Source organism: Kaistella chaponensis (assembly GCF_900156725.1).
In the GTDB taxonomy this organism is placed as follows: domain Bacteria; phylum Bacteroidota; class Bacteroidia; order Flavobacteriales; family Weeksellaceae; genus Kaistella; species Kaistella chaponensis.
In genome coordinates this window covers 160276-178810 of record NZ_FTOI01000004.1, presented here as the reverse complement: position 1 = coordinate 178810, position 18535 = coordinate 160276, and the positions used below count along the sequence as shown (strand labels likewise).

Here is an 18535-nt window from a genome sequence, read left to right as displayed (position 1 = left end):
ATAGTCGATATTTTTTAAAGACCTAATTCTTTTTTCACTAATGGAGTTGCATCTGGACCGCTTTTGTAAATTAAAGCAGTAGAATCGATAATGAAATCAAATCCGCTAGCTTTAGCAACTTTGTTCACTGCACCATTTAATTTTTCGATAATTGGTTTTACAGCAGCGTCTCTTCTTTGTGCTAAATCAGCTTGAGCAGTTTGTTGAAGAGCTTGCAAATTTTGTTGTTTTTTCTGCAATTCACCTTCTTTTGCCTGTCTTTGTGCTTCTGTCATTTTAGCGCCTTCTGCTTGGTATTGTTGAACTTCTTTTTGAAAAGCTTCCGCTTGTTTGTTCAACTCATCCCCTTTGGTTTTACTAAAAGTATCTAGATCAGTTGTCATTTTTTTAGTTTCTGGCATTGAAGCTAAGATTGCTTCATAATCAATAGAGGCAACTTTTTGAGCATTTGCAACTCCTACGGTTACAAACATCATTACTGCTGCAAATAATACACTTAATTTTTTCATAATTAGAGATAAATAATTTATTGTTTTTAAAATTTATTTTGCTTTTTTAGATTCGATACTTTCCATTTTTGTCGTACCTTCTTCTTTCATCATCTTCGCTTTTATTTCTCTTGAATCTTCGGAATTTCTATTGGGTCTGTTTGGTGACTCTGCCTTTTTAGATCCCGAATTTTTCAGAAGCAAATCTAATACTTTATCTGTGTAATCATATCTTTTTTCAAGAAAAATTACACTGATGTTATTGCTTTTATCAAGAATGATGCCTAAGCTGTTTTTCTCTGATACGGTCTTGATCGCGTTCCAAATCTGATCCTGAAAAGGTTTGGTTAAATTAGATCTCGCATTGTTAATTTCACCCAAAGAACCAAAACGGTTATTGATCATGGTTTTTATTTTTTTATCCAGATCATCAACTTCTTTTTGACGTTGCTTTAGTTGGTCGCCGACCAAAAGTACGCGTTCATTTTCCAAGAGCAATTTTTTCTTATCAAACTCTGATTGCAGGGTTTGAATTTCTGTTTGCCAACTTGCGATCTGAGCATTCAGTCGGTCTTCTGCATCTTTATACTGCGGAAGTTTGCTTAAAATATAATTGGTATCGACAACTCCTAACTTTTGGGCACTTAATAGTCCTGTAAAGAGTATGAAAAGCGCGGAAAATAATTTAAACTTTTTCATAGTAAATGTATTTATAAGGTCTGGTTCATCAGAAAGTGTGTTTTCGAACCTGAAGGAACTGTACCATTCAATGTTTTATCGAATCCGTAAGCGAAGTCAAATCCAATTAATCCGAAAGCTCCCATATAAACTCTAATTCCGAATCCTGCAGCACGTTTCAGCTGGAATGGGTTATAGGTACCAAAAGAATTCCAAGCATTTCCTCCCTCTAAGAAAGAAAGCGCATAAATTTTCGCCGTTTGATTCATTGAAATTGGATATCTCAGCTCCAATGCAAAACGGTTATAAACTGTAGCACCACCATAAGGCGTTACATCAGCTGCTTCACCACCAGTGGATGATGAGTTTTCGTACCCTCTTAATGGAACCAATTCTCGTCCGTCATATCTTCCACCAATTAGTCCTGTTCCTCCTACATAAAATCGTTCGAAAGGCGGCGCACCGAGATCTTTATTGTATCCATCAAGAAAGCCCATTTCGGCGGTGCTTCTAAGAACCAATTTACCAACAACTGTATTGTAAATATCGGCTTTTAATTTAATTTTATAAAACTCTAACAATTTATATTTTTCAACCGGTGTGATGTTTGAATAATCCTTTTTGTCAAAGAGGGAATAAGGCGGCGTGAATTTTACAGATGCTTCAATGTTTGAACCTTGCGTTGGGAAAATAGGGTCTAATCCTGCAGAGTTTCTGCTTAAACCTACATTGAAACTAAAGTTTTTCGCTGAACCGTTATATTCTGTGGTATTACCAAACTGGAATGGGTAGTTAGTGAAGTCATAACTTTGATACTGAATCCCAGTGTAAAGGGAGAAATAATCATCCGGCCATCTCAACAATCTGTTTAAACCCGCACTTGCAGAGAAAATATTTAATTTTTGAGTTGCTCCAAACTGATCGGTATATCGTACTAGAGATTGGTTCAAACTTACAGAAAGTGCGGTAGGTTTTTTCCCAAATAACCAAGGCTCTGTGAATGAAATCCCATAATTTTGAAAATACTGCCCTGCTTGAGCTTGAATAGAGAGAGTTTGCCCATCACCTTGAGGTACAGGTTTGAAATCCTTAAGTTTCAAAAAATTTCTAAGAGAGAAATTATTGAAAGTAAGTCCTAAAGTTCCGATGAATGATCCACCACCGTAACCTGCCTGAAGCTGAACCTGTGAAGATCCCTTTTCAACTAAAGTCCAGTGAACATCTACCGTATTATCTTGTGGGTTTGGTGTAATTTGTTGACCAACTTGTTGCGGATCAAAAAACTGCATTCCAGCTAAATCAAAATAGGTTCTTTTGATGTCGCTTTTTGCAAATAAACTTCCTGGTTTTGTTCGCAATGAACGAAGAATTACGTGGTCATGTGTTGTTGTATTTCCACTCCAAGTTACGCGGTTCCAAGTTGCTTTTTCACCTTCGTTAATTCTAATTTCCACATTGATGGAATCGCCCTCTACTGATTTTTCGATGGGAGTTACGTTGGAGAACAAATATCCATTGTTCATGTAAATAGATTTCAAATCGGAATCGTCTTCTTTACCTCCATCTTCGCCCACTTTCTTGTTGAATCCAACAGCATCGTAAATATCACCGGTTTTGTATCCTAGAATTTTCTGCAAATATTCTGTAGAGAACGCAGTGTTTCCTAGAAAACTGATGTCGCCGATATAATATTTTTTTCCTTCGCTTAATTTAACGTTGATTTCATAATGATTTTTAGGATTTCTCCAAACTGAATCAGATACGATTTTGGCATCACGGAAACCTAAAGAGCGGTAATAATTAACGAGGTTAACTTTATCGTCATCATATTTTTCTTCAATAAATTTCGAAGGCTTCAAGATTCCTTGGATTCCGAATCTCTTTTGCTTCGTTTCCTTGAAGGCTTTTTTGCGCAACTTCGCATCGGAAACACTTGTATTTCCTTCAAATTCGATATGACTAATTTTTACCTTCTTCCCTTTTTGAACATTAATCGTCCAGTCTACCAAATTCGGATCTTGTGCATTCACTTTATCCTGAATGGTAACTTTGGCATCGGCAAAACCTTTTTTTACGTATTCTTTAGGAATATTCGTTTTCAGGGTAGAAATTAAATTCTGAGTAATTTTGGTACCTGGTTTCAGACCATTATCCTTCGCAAGTTTTTCGCTTTTAGATTTGCCGATTCCTTTTCCGGTAAATTTCACTTCACCTAAATCTTTTAAATCTTGAAGGTTAAATCTCAAAACAATTTGATCACCTTCAATACTTTGAATGTACACTTCGACCTCTGAAAAAGATTGTGTTTCCCACAGTTTTTTAATCGCGTTGCTTATTTTTTGTCCCGGGATTTCTACGCTTTCATTTTTATTAAGACCTGTAAATCTTAAAATTTGAGCGGGGGTATATTTTTTTACACCATCTACAACAATGTCTTTTAGAATATAAGTTCCAGCTTCGCTTTGAGCATGAACAGGATTTTTTTCCGGGGTATTCTGTTCCGGGGTAATCTGACCATAGAAATGTGCCGAAGCCACAAACATGATGATGGGTAAGAATTTAAACTTCATTTTTTAACTTGCTAACTTTCTTTTTTTATATATTTTCGTCGAGCTGTTCACTGGTTTTGCCGAATCTTCTTTCTTTGTTTTGATAATCATCAATACATTTGAAAAAATCTTCTTTACCGAAATCGGGCCACAGAATTTCTAGAAATTGTAACTCTGAATATGCAATTTGCCAAAGAAGAAAATTACTGATTCGGACTTCGCCACTTGTTCTGATGAGCAAATCTACGGGTGGAAAATCTTTGGTGTATAAATGATTTTCAAAAACTTTCTCGGTGATTTGATCTTCTTGAAGCTCACCTGATTTTACTTTAGCGCTGATTTGTTTTACGGCATTTAGAATTTCATCCTGAGAACCATAACTTAAGGCTAAAATTAAATTTCCCCGTGTATTATTTTTGGTAATTTCAACCAGACGTAACATCTGATCTCTTACCAATTCGGGTAATTTAGCGATATCTCCGATGACGTGCATCCTTAAACCTTTGGAGAATATTTCTTCAGCTTCTAAAAGCAAAGTTTCCGAAATTAGACTCATCAAAGTGTTTACCTCATCATTTGGGCGATTCCAATTTTCGGAGGAAAAGGTATAGAGCGTAAGGTAAGGAATATTGATTTCGTTACAGGCATTTACCACTTCACGAACTGCTTTTATAGCATTTTTATGGCCAAAAGTACGTTTTTCGCCACGGGATTTTGCCCATCTTCCATTCCCATCCATAATGATGGCAACATGTTGCGGAAGTTGATCCAAATTTAATTTATCTTTTATCGACTGCATTTTTACTGTTCACAATAACAAGGTGGTCTTCCGAATGAGTAAGTAAGTCCTAGTGATACTGTATTTACCCAATCTTTTGAATTTGTGTTTCCGATCTGGCGATTTTTCAAGAATGCTTCTGCTCTTGCATCTGCAATTTCTTTGTAAGGGCTTTCTTGCAAAATGGAATTTGTAGTTCCGGCGACCACAATGTCTTTATTATAGGTTTGTTTTAAACTTTTTTCGTCAATTACGCTATAATCAATGGAGTCTGAAAAAGTTGGCCTAAACATCAACTCGCCAAATAGCGCCCAATTATAATTAAATTTATACTTCAAACCAACACCGAATGGGATCGCCATGGTAAATTGTTGCCCTTCAACATACGCAGGAGTACTTAAAAAATCAGCATTGCTTGTTGGTCTGATTGCATTGCCACTTGCATCTCTTCTAAAATCATTTTCGAGCGTAACTTTCGTGTCGTTCGCAAGCAAACCGCCGATTCCACCAAAAATGTATGGACTCAGAAGACTTTTCTGTTCATTATTAACAGGAAAGAAATTATATTCAAAAATTAAATTTGCTTCATAAATTGAATTGCTTCCTGAAAGTTTTCGGTTGCGCCTGTAATTTTCTTTTGCTAAAGCATCAATAAACTGCACATTGGTATACCCTAAATTTAACCGAACGGTTTGGTAAGGATTGAAATTCATTCGGTATAAAACTCCCGCATACAAAGGCACTCCATACACCGAAATATCGCTGAGAACTGGTTGCTGTAGAATATAATTGGTTCTACCAATATCACCTACCAAATTACTCATCCCGAACTGCACCCCGATTTCGTGGCGTTGTCCTTTGTAGGAACCCGAAATAAAAAGGATCGCGATCAGGGAATATAAAATATTCTTTTGCATGAAAAACTTGACGACTATTTTCATAAATAATTTTGCAAATATAAAACAATTTTAGTTTAAGGAAATTCTTAATTTTTAGTTAAATACCCTCAAAAAAGCATAATTTATTGAATTAAAAACGACAATTAAATGTTTTTATGATTTCACTAAAATATAAATCTCCATCGTGGGTGTTTTATATTTAAGAATTTCCGAAAAGCTTTCTTAATCTATTTCTTAATTTAATGAGGGTTGGCTCCCGATAATTTTTATCTTCATCAAAATATCCGTAACCGTACCCATATCCGTAACCATACCCATATCCGTAACCATATCCATAGCCTTTTTGAGTTTGGTAATCGTTATAAACTAAACCAAGATTTTGCACTTCATGTTTTTGATACTTTTCGGTAATCATCTTGAGCATATATTTCTCGGAATATTCATGTCTTACCACATAGATACTGGCATCTGCATATTTCATCAATTCAAATGAATCGGCAACCAAACCTACTGGCGGCGAATCGATAATAATAAAATCATAATGATTTTTCAATTCTGTAATGAATTCAACATTACGCTGACTCATCAAAAGCTCAGAAGGATTCGGTGGGATCGGACCAGAAGTCGCCACATCGAGATCAGCTATTCGCGTTTTGTTGATGATTTCTTCCATCTTCACTTCACCGGTGAGGTAATTTGAGATTCCGTATTTATTGTCGATTTTAAAATCTCCGAAAATTTTCGGCTTTCTTAAGTCCATTCCGAGTAAGATGGTTTTTTTACCACTCAATCCAAGAACCGATGCAATGTTGATCGATACGTAAGTTTTACCTTCGCCACCTACAGAAGAAGTTACAAGGATGACTTTTGATTGATTATTCTCTTTGTGCAAAAACCTCAAATTTGCTCGAATCCCCCTAAAAGCTTCAGAAATTGAAGACCGAGGCTGTTCGAGAACAGTTAGATTATTTTCATGGTTGTTTTTTCCGACAACACCTAGTAATGGAATTTTGGTAGCTTGAAGCAATTCTTTAATATTCCGAACCCTATTATCCATGGCTTCCGAAAGACCTAAAATTAAAAGTGGTAAAAGCAGTAAACCGCCAATAATTGTGTATTTGGTTTTATTTACATCTGGCGCAATGGGACCTTGTCCTAAATTTTTTGCATTATCGATAACGGTAATATCTGATTTATTGGTTGCTACGCGAATCTGCGTTTCATTTTGCTTGGTGAGCAAGGTGTTGTAAGTCGCTTCAATCATGTTATAACCTCGCTCTGCATCCAAGTATCGACGCTCTTTTTCGGGATAGGTTACCAAGTCTACACTTTCCCCTGCAATCTGTTGATCAATTTTAGATAGTTCATTGACGTAGTTGGTATAATAATTTTTGAGGGAGCCTGTTGAATTTCCTCTTGCTTCTCCGATCAATCTATTAATTTCGCGGATCGGTTCAGAATTGGGCGTATAGATCAGTGCAAGTTCTCTTCTCTTCAGAAAAAGTGCCTTTAGTTCCGAGACTGAAGCGTTAAACGTGCCATCTTCTATTCCTGCAGCATTCATACTGATCATGCGATCTAAGTTCTGCGACGCTAAAGTATTTTTTATATTATTTAAAGAATTTATTTTGGTGATGATTACGGCTTTTTTGCTCTCAAGATCTTTAATTCTTTGCAGGGCTTTTTCGTCGCGGTCTTTAATATCATATAAACCTTCTGTAATTTTCATGTGATTAAGAAGAGCGGCGCTAGAATCTAATTTTTTACGAATTTTTGCCAGATTCTCAAACAGGTAATCTTCGGTGTTTTTATCAACGGTATTTCTATCTATCAACCTTTTTTTCTGTAATTCATCAACGGAAGTATTTAAGAAATTCACTGTTCCGTTTAGGTTATAGCCACTTTTCGTAATAATCATAATCGAATTGATTTCTTTATCGAAATCTACTCCAATAGTTGCTACAAGACTGTTTACGGTTTGGTTAACAGTAGAGAGCGAAAAAATGATGTTTTCAAATTTAATCTGGCTCGGTTGCGGATTTTTGACCAATTTGAATTTAAGATTCGGGGAAACATACCATTCGTTAATAGAAACAACTTTATTGGCTGGTCTATTATAACGGGAAACGTTGCTAAAATTTTCTGTAACAAAAGAATACAGGGAGGTTGTTTCACCCTCTTCTGGTAAAACAATTTCGTAGCGGTCACCACCTTTCGGAATTAGCGTTATCGAATAATTGACCTGTTGAAGATGCGATTTGTCAATTTCTAAAAAAACAGGAGAATCATATTTGTCCAGATACGTTTGCTTGATGAAACCTTTGGTGGCGTAATTAACAAACAAATCGAGTTGTTTCACCAGATATTCATTATGCGAACGTGAAAGAAGCATTTTTTTCAAATAAATCCCATCTTGATTACCATTTTGACCCCAAATAAAATTAATGGATTGGTTCGGGGTAAAATAACTCGCTGTATTATTAGAAATGCTTAAGGACAAGTTGGAAGCATAGATTCGCTGTGCATAGTAGGTACTATAAACCCAAGAAATACCATATCCCAAAGCTGCCATTAAGACAAACCAATACCAAGATTTGATCACCCGACTTAAAAAGTGTTCAAAATCGAAAAGTGCAAAAGTACCTTCCTTTTCAGTTGTGTTGCTACCAGATCTTTCTAAATTTTCTTTTCCCGGAATCATCTTAGAGTCTTGTTAAAATTAAGTAAATTGAGATTGCGGTAGTGATGACCGAAACTCCGGTAGTTAGAGTCTGAATAGGATCTTTCCCTAATCCATTTAAGTTTTTGGATCGTGTATTCAGAAAAATTTCATCTCCATTTTGAACCCAATAATAGGGAGAGTTCATCACATCTTCCCGGGTTAGATCAATTTTTGCGATTTTTATACCTTCGGGTAATTTTCTGTGGATAACAATATTGGTACGATCTACTGTTCTATTCAATCCGCCGTTACTTGCAATTGCTTCTGTAAGAGTTAAGGTATTTTTATGCGCTTTCTTTTCGCCGCTTACCTCCACCGTTTCTACGTCGCCTAAAATATAATAGGTGATTCCATCGGTATTCAGACGAACTTCAGATTTTCCTTCCAAAAAATTTTCGTTCACCCGGGTTTGAATTTCCTGCGTGATCTCTTCAATGGTTCTTCCTTCCGCCTTTACAAAACCTATTCCCATGATATTGAGGTCGCCTTTAGAATCAACTTTTAGTCCACTGAAATAAAAATTAGAGCTCCCGCTTTGCGAACCCGTCCCAGATCCTGCGGAAGCACTTATAGCCGAAACTCCACTCGTGGAGGAAGAAGTATTGAGTGCGGAATAAAACTGTGCAGCATCACCTTTGGGAGTGGTAACAATATTCAGATTCAACATATCATTTTTGGTTACCTTGTAAGTTGGAATATTGTAAGGAATCAAGCCCTCTTCATTAATCACAAGATTTTCATTGGGCTGCATATATCGTACATCTTTGGTTGAAATGCAAGAATAAAGCAAAAATGGTAAAATAAAAAGAAGGAGAAGTTTATTAATTTTCATCAGTTAGAGGGTGTAATTTTACAAAAATAATAATAATTTAATTAGTTGTTTTTCTGGTTGCCAAAATAAATCGCGGTATATAAGCACCGATGAATCCTAGAACCATAATGATCAACAACAGTATATTCACATTAAGATGCCTAAAGTAATAAGCAACAGTAACAATGAAGACATAGTATAAAATAATATAAAAGGTAGATCGCCTGTGAGTTAAGCCTAAATTTAAAAGAGAATGATGGATATGGTTTTTATCAGCGACAAAAGGAGATTTACCTGCGGAGAGCCGGAGAATGAATACATGTAACGTATCTACAATCGGCAGAATAAGAATTGCCATCGTAATTGCGGGCGCCGCCTGAAGATAATATCTTGGCACATTGGGAAGTTTTTTATCAATAAAAATATCGATAAAACAAATCGCAGTAAATGCTAAGAGAAAACCTAGAATCATGGATCCTGTATCGCCCATAAATATTTTTGCTGAACGCTTATTCGATAAATTATAGTATAAAAAGCCCACAACCGAGCCAATAATTACTGCAGAAAGGATCACTAAAGGATAATTGTAAGCTCCCAGTCGAAAGTAACTGATGCCAAATAAAGCACTGCAGATAATCGAATAACCTCCCGCTAAACCGTCTATTCCATCAATTAAATTAAAAGCATTGATCAAGACAATAAAGGTAAATATACTGATGATCACACTAAAAAAATAGGAAAGTTCATAGATGCCAAAAAGACCGAAGAAACTTCTGATTCGGACGTCGGAGCCGATCACCATCAACGAGGTAACAATAATTTGGGCAAATAATTTTTTGTAAGCACGCATGACCACAATATCATCCATCACGCCGATATAAAGCAAAATCACCAAAGACGCGAACAAAAACTTATAAAGATCAAACAATTCAAACGCAAAAATAGAAGCACAAACCGACAAGGAATAGAAAATGGCAATTCCTCCTAAATTGGGAATTTTTCGAAGATGCGAACTTCGGGAACCAGGTTCATCCATCAAATTTTTCCGCCGCGAGATTTTCGCAATGGTTGGGATGGATAAAAAAGTCAATAAAAAGGAACACAGCATACCAAGCCCCAATTTCAGATAAAACTGTGGGATTCCTACGTTGGTAATAATCTCTTTAATTTCATTCATATTTCTTTACCATAGTGCATTATTATATCTTTCTGAGGTAAAACTGCCACGGTGACCATTGCCACTGCCAAAATAAAAAAACATTGCGACAAAATACGTCATAAATCCGAGATAGAGAATTTGTCGAGCTCTACCCTGTACCGCATATACTAGATTGCTAAGGCAGAACATGGTTACAAAAAACATATAAGCTCCCGGAAGGCGAACCGCAAAAATTTCATTCGACCGGAAAATATAAAATATAGCCAACCCAAACACCGATAGATTCCTCATGTACTCGTACCACCAAACCTCGTCACAACCCTTCTTATCATATTTTATTAAAATTACAATAAAAAATAATTTCACAATATCATTTAACCCTGTTGCAACTTCGTTCCCATAATAACGATCATTTAAATAACCCGTATAAGCTCCAGAAACATCATCTGGAGAAATGGTACTGAAGAAATTTCCACCTAAACGATAGATTTCGAATGGCGAAGCCAGTAATGAACCTACCAAAATCCAAAAAATTCTATTACTATTCAGAGGAATTTTTACAATCCAATAAGCAGGCAAGAATACGATTGCAGTTTTATGAAAACCCAATGCAATATACATACATAAAAGAAACATGAATAAATTCCGCTCCTTGATAAATTTAAAAGATGCCACACAAACCGCAATTCCCAAACCTTGCCGCATTTGTCCTGAATCTTCAAAAAACATAATGGGCATAAAGTAGAACAGTAGAGCTAAAGAGGGATAGGCAACATTTTTGTAAATCGTAGTAAATTTTAAAGATACCGTAATAAGAGCCATTACGAAAGTTACAATATAGAAAGGAAAACCAAAATCAAAAATAATTTTGTTGATCAAGACAAATATCCATTCGATTTCTTCCGTATTCGGCCGGAATAGGGCTTTATCTAAAACATCACCGTAAGTGGTATACAGAGCAAAACCAGAGAAAAGGGCTTTATACACAGGATAATCTGCACCTACATTCACACGAAAACCTACCGCGACAACAATCAAAATGGCTGCAACCCAAACAAATACACTTTGCTTTTTTTCTAATTTGAAAATTTCCCAGTAACTCGCCGCCGCAAGAAAGAGAAAAATCAAAATAAAAATAGGGTGCAGAATCGGCATCGGCAAAATTGTGTTTTAAACTAATTTTCTCAACAGTTTCTCCTGCCGGCAAAAATAGAGTAGATAATAAATTTTTTTTCGTAGCGGCAAAGATAACAGATAATTCTTTCCGAAGCGTTGATAAAAGAAGATTTCTACAACTGAAATCGCATTTTTACTAATGAATTTTTTTAACTCTTCCGACATTTTTACGTACAATTCATCGTCTTTTACAAAAGCCAGATAGGCCAGAAAAGTATAAACCCCTTCTAAAATCTGAAAATTCTTCCACTCCGAATTTTTATGAGAGTACACCGAATTTCTAAATGCAACTTCCACGTCGGTAACGGCTTTTAATATATCAAGTCCCTTTTCGGTATGTGTTTTTGTAATTGAATCGCTGCGTTCAAGATACTGATAATGATAGGTTTGAGTTTGGGCGATGATCTTAGACTCTAAAACCAATTGCGGAATCAGCTGAATATCTTCGAAATGAACTCCTCTTTTAAACCGCTTATTCTGAAATAATTTTTTGCTGAAAATTTTGTTACACGCGAAATAACTGATGTCTGAAAAGAGAGAAAAATTTTCTTCCAAATTCATTTTTTCTGCCATATTCGGAATTTGCGTGAGCTTTTGGGTAACCTTTCCGTTTTCATCTACTTTTTGCAAATTGCAGATGACGATTTCCGCAGCGTGTTTTTGCGCCAAATGATACATTTCATCAAACATATTTTCGGTGACATAGTCATCACTATCAACAAACCCAATAAATTCGCCTTTTGCTTGCTCTAAACCAAAATTCCGCGCATCACTCAACCCGCCATTTTCCTTAGTAAATGCTTTGATTTTTAAAGGAAATTGCACCTGAAATTCTTCGATTATTTTAGCCGATCCATCTGTACTACCATCATCAATCACCAAAATTTCAATTTCCTGCAAAGTTTGATTCACCAGAGAATCTAAACATTTTCTCAGGTATTTTTCAACATTATAAACCGGGACGATTATCGAAACTTTATCCATTCAACATTATTTATTTCACGATTTTATAAAGAAAATAATCTTTCCCGATCGGTCGTATTTTGTAAATCCATCTCAGAATTTTAGGTGCATTCTCGTGAATTTTTGAAATAGGATACGTTTTCTCTAGTTTGTAATGTTGATTAAAAGTAACCATATCTTCTGGTTTAATTTTATAAAAACTTCCAGAATCTCCAGGTTTTTTCGCGATGGTCAAAATATAATTGGGTCTAAATCTGTTCACCGAATTGATCCACCAAAAATTTTCATCTTTTAGCATTTCATCATTAATCCTTTTATCGACCAAACCAACCTCATCATAAGTATAAAGATTGGTATAAAACGGAATAATTCCGGCTGGTTCCAGGAGAATTGACTGGTTCATTCCCACCTTGTCATTCTTGATATCTGCAGCAATCTGCATTCTTTGACGCTCTTCCATATAACCAATGGTATAGGATTGAAGAAACTGAAAACTGTACAAACCAAAAGTGGCCAAAAATGCAATTGGAATTAAAATTTTTTGTTTTACCGGTAAAAACTGGAGGACATAATATAAGATCAACACAAACATAAAAACCCTCGGAAGCCAATAGTACCAATCGAAATAAGCTTTAAAATAAGAAAAAAGCGTAATTTTTAACAAAGCAAAAGACACCACTGCAATCAAAATAACTTTTGTTTTAAAAGAAAGGAGCGATCGCTCTTTTACAATTCTAAAGATACAATACAACAGAAATCCGAAAAATGCAATAAACAAGAGAAAGGTATAGATTGAATATTTCTTGATCAAACCACCGTAATACGCCCATTGGTAAAGGGAATGAACAAGACTGTCATTTTGGATCAAATTTTTATACGCTATTTTTTTTGCGGTAATGGTGTGATTCACCAACTCTCCGAAATACAAATAATTAAAGGAAACTACACTCACTACTCCCAAAATTCCCCCTATAATAAAAAGGGCATTGATTTTCCTTTTGATGATTAAATCAGCCCAAAAAAAGACTCCGAGGAAAATCACGGTATCAATTCTTGTCCAAAGCAGTAAAATTGGTAAGATCAAGTAAGCCCAGTTTTTACCTTTGAAAACACCGAAATAAATTAGGGCGTTGTAGAGGAAAAACAAAATACCATATTCCATTCCCAAAGCAGAAGCAGTGAGTGCTGGTGGAAGCATATTTAATAAAACAACAAAAAATCCGCGTTTTAAAATATCGTCTGGAAAAAGAATTTTCGCCAACCACAAAGAACCAACGGCAAAAAGAATTCCACTGAAAACAAGCAGTGGCACAATAAAATACTCCCCAAAAACAAGTTGAAAAAACGCCGTAATCAGAACATATAAATGCGTGGTAGACGCAGAAATTCTTTCTTCACCATTGAAACCGATCACGCCATAATTGATCAGATTTCTAGCAACACGCCACGTAATAAAGGAATCTTCCTGAATATTCTTCGTGAACAATAACGGCAACTTGATGATGGCCGTAATGATGATTAAAATAAAAAAGTTGCTGAAAATTTTAGATAAAACGCTTTTCATTCAGGTGTTTATGGCGTAAAAATAAGTATTTTAATTCAGAGGCAGAATGGGAAGAAAATTTTTAATTTTTTATCAACCGTGGGTTTAGAACACCGCGTATCGCTTCTTCATATTCAAATCTTGAACAAGGAATAAGGTTTGCCACCTTTTCATCTTCCCCAAAGTACCATAAATCAGTGAAAGTGTCGCGTTTGAAAGCAAACTGATCATCATCGATCAATACCCAAAAAGTTTCGTACAACCTTTCCACCGGATGCGATTTTTGAATATTGATGCCTTCGATCAGATGCCAAATGATTTGTGCCAAAAGTTGATGATTCAAAAGCGCTTCAGAATTTGCATTAAAGTTAAAAATCCCAACAGATTTCAAGTTTTCACTCAAGCCGATTTCTTTCATATACGCACAAATTTCCCGGTTATTTAAGCCATTGATTTGTGGATTTACAGAGAAACCATCGCCACGACTTTCGACCGCATCACAATTTAATGTTACCAAATCAGCCCGTCGGAAAAATGGTTCGGTACGTTCTGTGGAATTCATCATTTCTGCTAATCGAATAACATCGAAAGCGACTTCTTTCATAAGTTTAACCGAATCAACTTCATTGAGATGCTTCTGATAACCAAGATGATGATAGTTTTTGAGGCTGAATTCTTTGGAACTGAAAATTTTGGCAAGGAAATTCTTCTCGGTAATTTCTTCGCTATCATTCAACAAAGAAATAATATTCGAAATCTGAGTATAATTAATGTTTTTCTGATGAAAATTTAAAGCGGAAAAAAGCGAAAATGCCAAATCGTTGCTTCCTCCTACAATCACAGAAATCGAGTTTTTGTAATGACACATCGACAAAACCTCTTGTAAAATATAATGCGTATCCTGATGAGATTTGCCCGAAATCAAATCGCCCAAATCACAGATCGGCATCTCAAAATCGAGCCTTGAAAGCTGATAGAGTTCTTTTCGCACTTTTTTGAAATCAAGGATTTCTGCGCTGCCATTTTTCAAACCACGATAATCAGAACAGAAAACCAAGACGATTCCGTTTTCTGGGATTTCATTGGATAATAAAGTTCCAAGTTGCCATTTTTCGGTTTTAAGTGGTTTTGGCGGCAAGAGAATGTCTTCGATATTCATTGATTTTTATTGAACAGTTAGCGTAAAACGATTTTTAACAAAAGTAACAAAAAAAGCACAATCAAAACGATTGTGCTCTTTCATTATTCCGACTCGGAAATTATTGTTTGATCAATTTTTTGGTTACTGCCGCACCGTCTTTCATATTAATTTTCAACAAGTAAATTCCTTTTTGAATTGGAGAAGCGTTGACTCTTGCGTTCTCTACATTTCCTTTCAGCACCAATTTTCCACTTAAGTCATAAATTTCATAACTCATTGCATTAGAATTGCTGATAGAGAACTCCTCTTTAAAAGGATTCGGATAAATTTTCAATTCATTGTTTTCCGATTGTGTAACTAATTTTTCTGTAATTGACTGAATTATCACGGGTGGTTTATTTTTACTCACCGGTGTTCCAAGCAGTCTATTTTCGTCTTTTGCACAACGCACACTCATCGCTGCTTGTGGATAAACTCCTGTACCAGTTTGCATGGTGTTGCCCTGAAATTGCATTGCTAAAGCAAAACCAGTATGTAAATCCGCTAAAGAAGCAGTCCAAACGCCGGAACGTGTACCATCAATATTTTTTCCGCCCAATTCTCCTCGAATACCATCTTGTGGAAAAGATCCGATGTTAAAGTTGGTACTTTCAAATTTCCAGCCTTTGCTGCCGGTTGTAACTACAGTTCCACCGTAAAAATTTGCGACATTGTACCACTGATCCTGAATAACGCCCGCTTTACCATATGCATCATTTTGGTAACCATTGTACCACGGCGAATTTCCTTTGGATCCGGTATAAAGATTCGTGAAAGAAACATCCGGAACTCTCCAACCTTCCGGACAAGGATCATACGGTGATTTTTTGTCAGCGTGTCCCCATCGGTCATCAGCTTCTCCCCGATTATCCGAAACCCAGTCATTAATTTTAGTTAAATCGTTTGCATAATGATTGCCACCATCATATAACTCACCTGTACTATCTTTATAGACGAAGCTAAGCGGATTGTTAATGGTATAAATAATATTTTCCTGAACTTTCTTATGAGCGACCCCGTTCAACGAACCATACAATTCGTAGGGTTGAGTAAAGTGATCTGAGTAATATTCCATATCGATCTCTAAATTGTCGATCGGTTGTAAAAATTTCTTTCCTTGACGTAAACTGGTTCGTTGACCATTATAGACGAAAATATACCTGAAATTTCTATTGATAAAGTTGGGTAAAGGGTCTTTTCTGCCCCATTGATATTGAAGACCATTTGCAAAAATGGACTCCACGGAACTGCTTCGTGCACCCAAATTACGATCCATAAAAACAGTTTTCAGCGCGGGCAATTTACTGTTGGATGCATTGATAAAATTATACGAAACAGGGATTGGTGTTTCCGTAGTATAAGTAACGGTATTGATTGTGGGATCTTCTTCTGGCGCCCAAATATGCCAACTCCAAAGTGCATTTTCTGAAAGGTCCCCATTATGAAGTGAAATGACTGCGTTACCCTTTTGAGTAGGATTAATTTCTACATCGATAATAGACGATCTAGGATCGGTCGGATCTGCATTAAATGTAATTGAAGTAATTAATTTTGGATTTGTACTCCATAAAAGTTTTACCATTAAATCATCATATGGAAGCATACCCTGATCTGAAAGCAACTGGTTATAAACCGAAAATGCTTTATTTACAGGAATATACAAATGTTCTTGGTTTACGACAATATAAGAATTGGGATTTTCTAAACCATCAACATAATTTTCTTTCACACTATTAAAATACTCGGTTGCAAAATTTCCTATTTTTAATAGATTCGGATCTCTCATACACTTTACCGCATTTCCAGATCTTGTCGGATTGGTTTGATTGTTGTAAATCGCATGAAGTCCCACACTTGTATTGGTGCGCAAAGGATCTGAAATCATCGAGAACAATCGCGCTCCATCATAACCGAAAGTAGCGCTCCAAAGACCACCGTTGGCTGCATTATCTTGAAATGTTACTCCCACTGGAGCTGCAGGTGCCGCCGAATTGGGATAGTAAACATAACCGCCAGATATTGGCAACATTCCTAAATTTCTTGCGCCACCTTGTGCACTTGTAAAATCCATTCCTAAACCAGGATAAACTTTTATACCATTCAAACTTGGATTGACTGAAGTTGGAAAAAGTTGTCTGTTCGCCACCACAATATCATCATTATTCCAGTCGTTTTTTCCAAAAAAAGCCAAATTGTTATTTTGGGTTTCTCTTCCTTTGTATGAAGGAACGCGCCATCCGTTCGGACAAGGATCCAATTCGGATTTCAATTCATACGAGCGACTTTCATTTTTCAAAGTAGTACTAGAACTGTTGGCATTGCTGTTTCCACCTTTTGCATTATCTGACCACAAATCCCAAGTGATATAATTCGGACTTACTCCGGCTACTTTGTACCGGCTGCTTGAAAACCAGTTTCCTCCTGCGTCGGTATTGACGATGTAAGTAATAGGATTTTTAACGGAATATTGAATATTTTTCTCAATTTCATTAAAAGGTCTTACCTGAACAGGAATCGTGTTTACGGGATCAATCTGTTTATGTTTCAGCACACCCACTTCACCAGTAATTTCGTAGAAGTTAGAATCTTTGTAAACGAGCGGTGGAAAGGGATCTTTCCTTCCCCATTCATACATTAATCCTCCTGATTTTTGCCATTGATCATCGAGAAAACTTTTGCTTGTAGCACCCAGATTCCGATCCATGTATTGAATGCTTATGGGATTCAGATCAATATCTGTTTCCATTCCGTAATTGTAGTAGACTCCACTTCCGGGATTATCGGTTACCCAAATATGCCAACTCCAATATATTGTTCCATTTACTTTGAAGGCCACGACAGCATTTCCCTTTCCTCTTCCTTTATTTATTTCCACTACAATTTTTGAATTGCTTGGATCTGCTGCACCTTCAATTTGTACATTTTGAACCAGTCCTGGAACATCTTCCCAGTAAATTGATGCAGATTGCACTCCTGCAGGAATTGGTGTGGAAACACCATTCGATTTCAAATACTCGTATTTGGACCACATTTCGTAGGCTTTTTTTACGGGAATTTTGATCCCACCATAATTTTGAGAATTGGCAAGCCCGATATCGTAGATATAGCTGTTCGGGGCTTTGGCTCCAATGGGAGCTTGAGCGAAATAAAAATTAGCAAAAAAACATAAAACTAACAGTTGATACTTAATCATCATTAAAAAAAATTATAAATTAATATTATATTTTTTTTAACATCTTTTGTGTGCTTCCTTTTCCTTAAATCAAGTGTGTTTTGTGTTTGTTTTTTTTCTATTGTGTTGGGTCAAATGTAAAAATATATTTTGCATTACCAAACAATTCTTTTAAAATAATTCTGTTTAAATTTAATTCTCGCTTCTATTTTTGTTATGCAGAACGCCAAACTTTAATCAATAGGACTTTGTATCCGAATTGCTATTATAAAAAAACCTTTAAAACTAAAAATTAAAACCCAGCTGTTTAATTATTGTACAGCTAAATGGACTTATTTTCTATAGAATTGTTCCAAAAAGTTCAGTTTTAAATTCAAAAAAAAAGCAGATTCGAGATCTCGATGAAAAAAAAAATCT

13 protein-coding genes are annotated in these 18535 nt (G+C 35.9%); all 13 read right to left on the bottom strand.

What is annotated here, in order from left to right:
• Nucleotides 1–14: 14 nt before the first annotated feature.
• Nucleotides 15–509, bottom strand: a complete 495-nt coding sequence (locus BW932_RS05900; RefSeq protein WP_076386368.1) for an OmpH family outer membrane protein — start codon at nucleotides 507–509, stop codon at nucleotides 15–17.
• Between the two features lie 33 nt (nucleotides 510–542).
• On the bottom strand, nucleotides 543–1187 hold the full coding sequence (locus tag BW932_RS05895; protein WP_084566456.1) for an OmpH family outer membrane protein: 645 nt from the start codon (nucleotides 1185–1187) through the stop codon (nucleotides 543–545).
• A gap of 11 nt (nucleotides 1188–1198) precedes the next feature.
• The gene (locus BW932_RS05890; RefSeq protein ID WP_076386366.1) at nucleotides 1199–3736 is read right to left on the bottom strand and encodes a BamA/OMP85 family outer membrane protein; all 2538 of its coding nucleotides are present in this window, start codon (nucleotides 3734–3736) and stop codon (nucleotides 1199–1201) included.
• A 25-nt stretch (nucleotides 3737–3761) separates the two neighbouring features.
• Nucleotides 3762–4514, bottom strand: a complete 753-nt coding sequence (locus BW932_RS05885) for an isoprenyl transferase (RefSeq protein WP_076386364.1) — start codon at nucleotides 4512–4514, stop codon at nucleotides 3762–3764.
• 2 nt (nucleotides 4515–4516) lie between these two features.
• Nucleotides 4517–5434, bottom strand: a complete 918-nt coding sequence (porG, locus tag BW932_RS05880) for a type IX secretion system protein PorG (RefSeq protein ID WP_076386362.1) — start codon at nucleotides 5432–5434, stop codon at nucleotides 4517–4519.
• A 157-nt stretch (nucleotides 5435–5591) separates the two neighbouring features.
• Nucleotides 5592–8093 carry an exopolysaccharide transport family protein gene (locus BW932_RS05875; RefSeq protein WP_076386360.1) on the bottom strand — a complete coding sequence of 834 codons (2502 nt, stop codon included), beginning with the start codon at nucleotides 8091–8093 and terminating at the stop codon, nucleotides 5592–5594.
• Nucleotide 8094: 1 nt separating this feature from the next.
• Entirely contained in the window at nucleotides 8095–8946 is an 852-nt protein-coding gene (locus tag BW932_RS05870) for a polysaccharide biosynthesis/export family protein (protein WP_143745510.1), read from the bottom strand.
• A gap of 37 nt (nucleotides 8947–8983) precedes the next feature.
• Nucleotides 8984–10102 (bottom strand): glycosyltransferase family 4 protein, encoded by a 1119-nt coding sequence (locus tag BW932_RS05865; RefSeq protein WP_076386355.1) that lies wholly within the window; start codon nucleotides 10100–10102, stop codon nucleotides 8984–8986.
• 6 nt (nucleotides 10103–10108) lie between these two features.
• Nucleotides 10109–11239, bottom strand: a complete 1131-nt coding sequence (locus BW932_RS05860; protein WP_076386353.1) for an EpsG family protein — start codon at nucleotides 11237–11239, stop codon at nucleotides 10109–10111.
• A gap of 15 nt (nucleotides 11240–11254) precedes the next feature.
• The gene (locus BW932_RS05855) at nucleotides 11255–12244 is read right to left on the bottom strand and encodes a glycosyltransferase family 2 protein (protein ID WP_076386351.1); all 990 of its coding nucleotides are present in this window, start codon (nucleotides 12242–12244) and stop codon (nucleotides 11255–11257) included.
• A gap of 10 nt (nucleotides 12245–12254) precedes the next feature.
• A complete protein-coding gene (locus tag BW932_RS05850) occupies nucleotides 12255–13787 on the bottom strand; it encodes a hypothetical protein (protein ID WP_076386349.1) in 1533 nt (510 codons plus the stop codon).
• A 61-nt stretch (nucleotides 13788–13848) separates the two neighbouring features.
• Nucleotides 13849–14925 (bottom strand): arginase family protein, encoded by a 1077-nt coding sequence (locus BW932_RS05845; RefSeq protein WP_076386347.1) that lies wholly within the window; start codon nucleotides 14923–14925, stop codon nucleotides 13849–13851.
• Between the two features lie 100 nt (nucleotides 14926–15025).
• Nucleotides 15026–18142, bottom strand: a complete 3117-nt coding sequence (locus tag BW932_RS05840) for a T9SS type A sorting domain-containing protein (RefSeq protein WP_084566454.1) — start codon at nucleotides 18140–18142, stop codon at nucleotides 15026–15028.
• Between the last annotated feature and the right edge of the window lie 393 nt (nucleotides 18143–18535).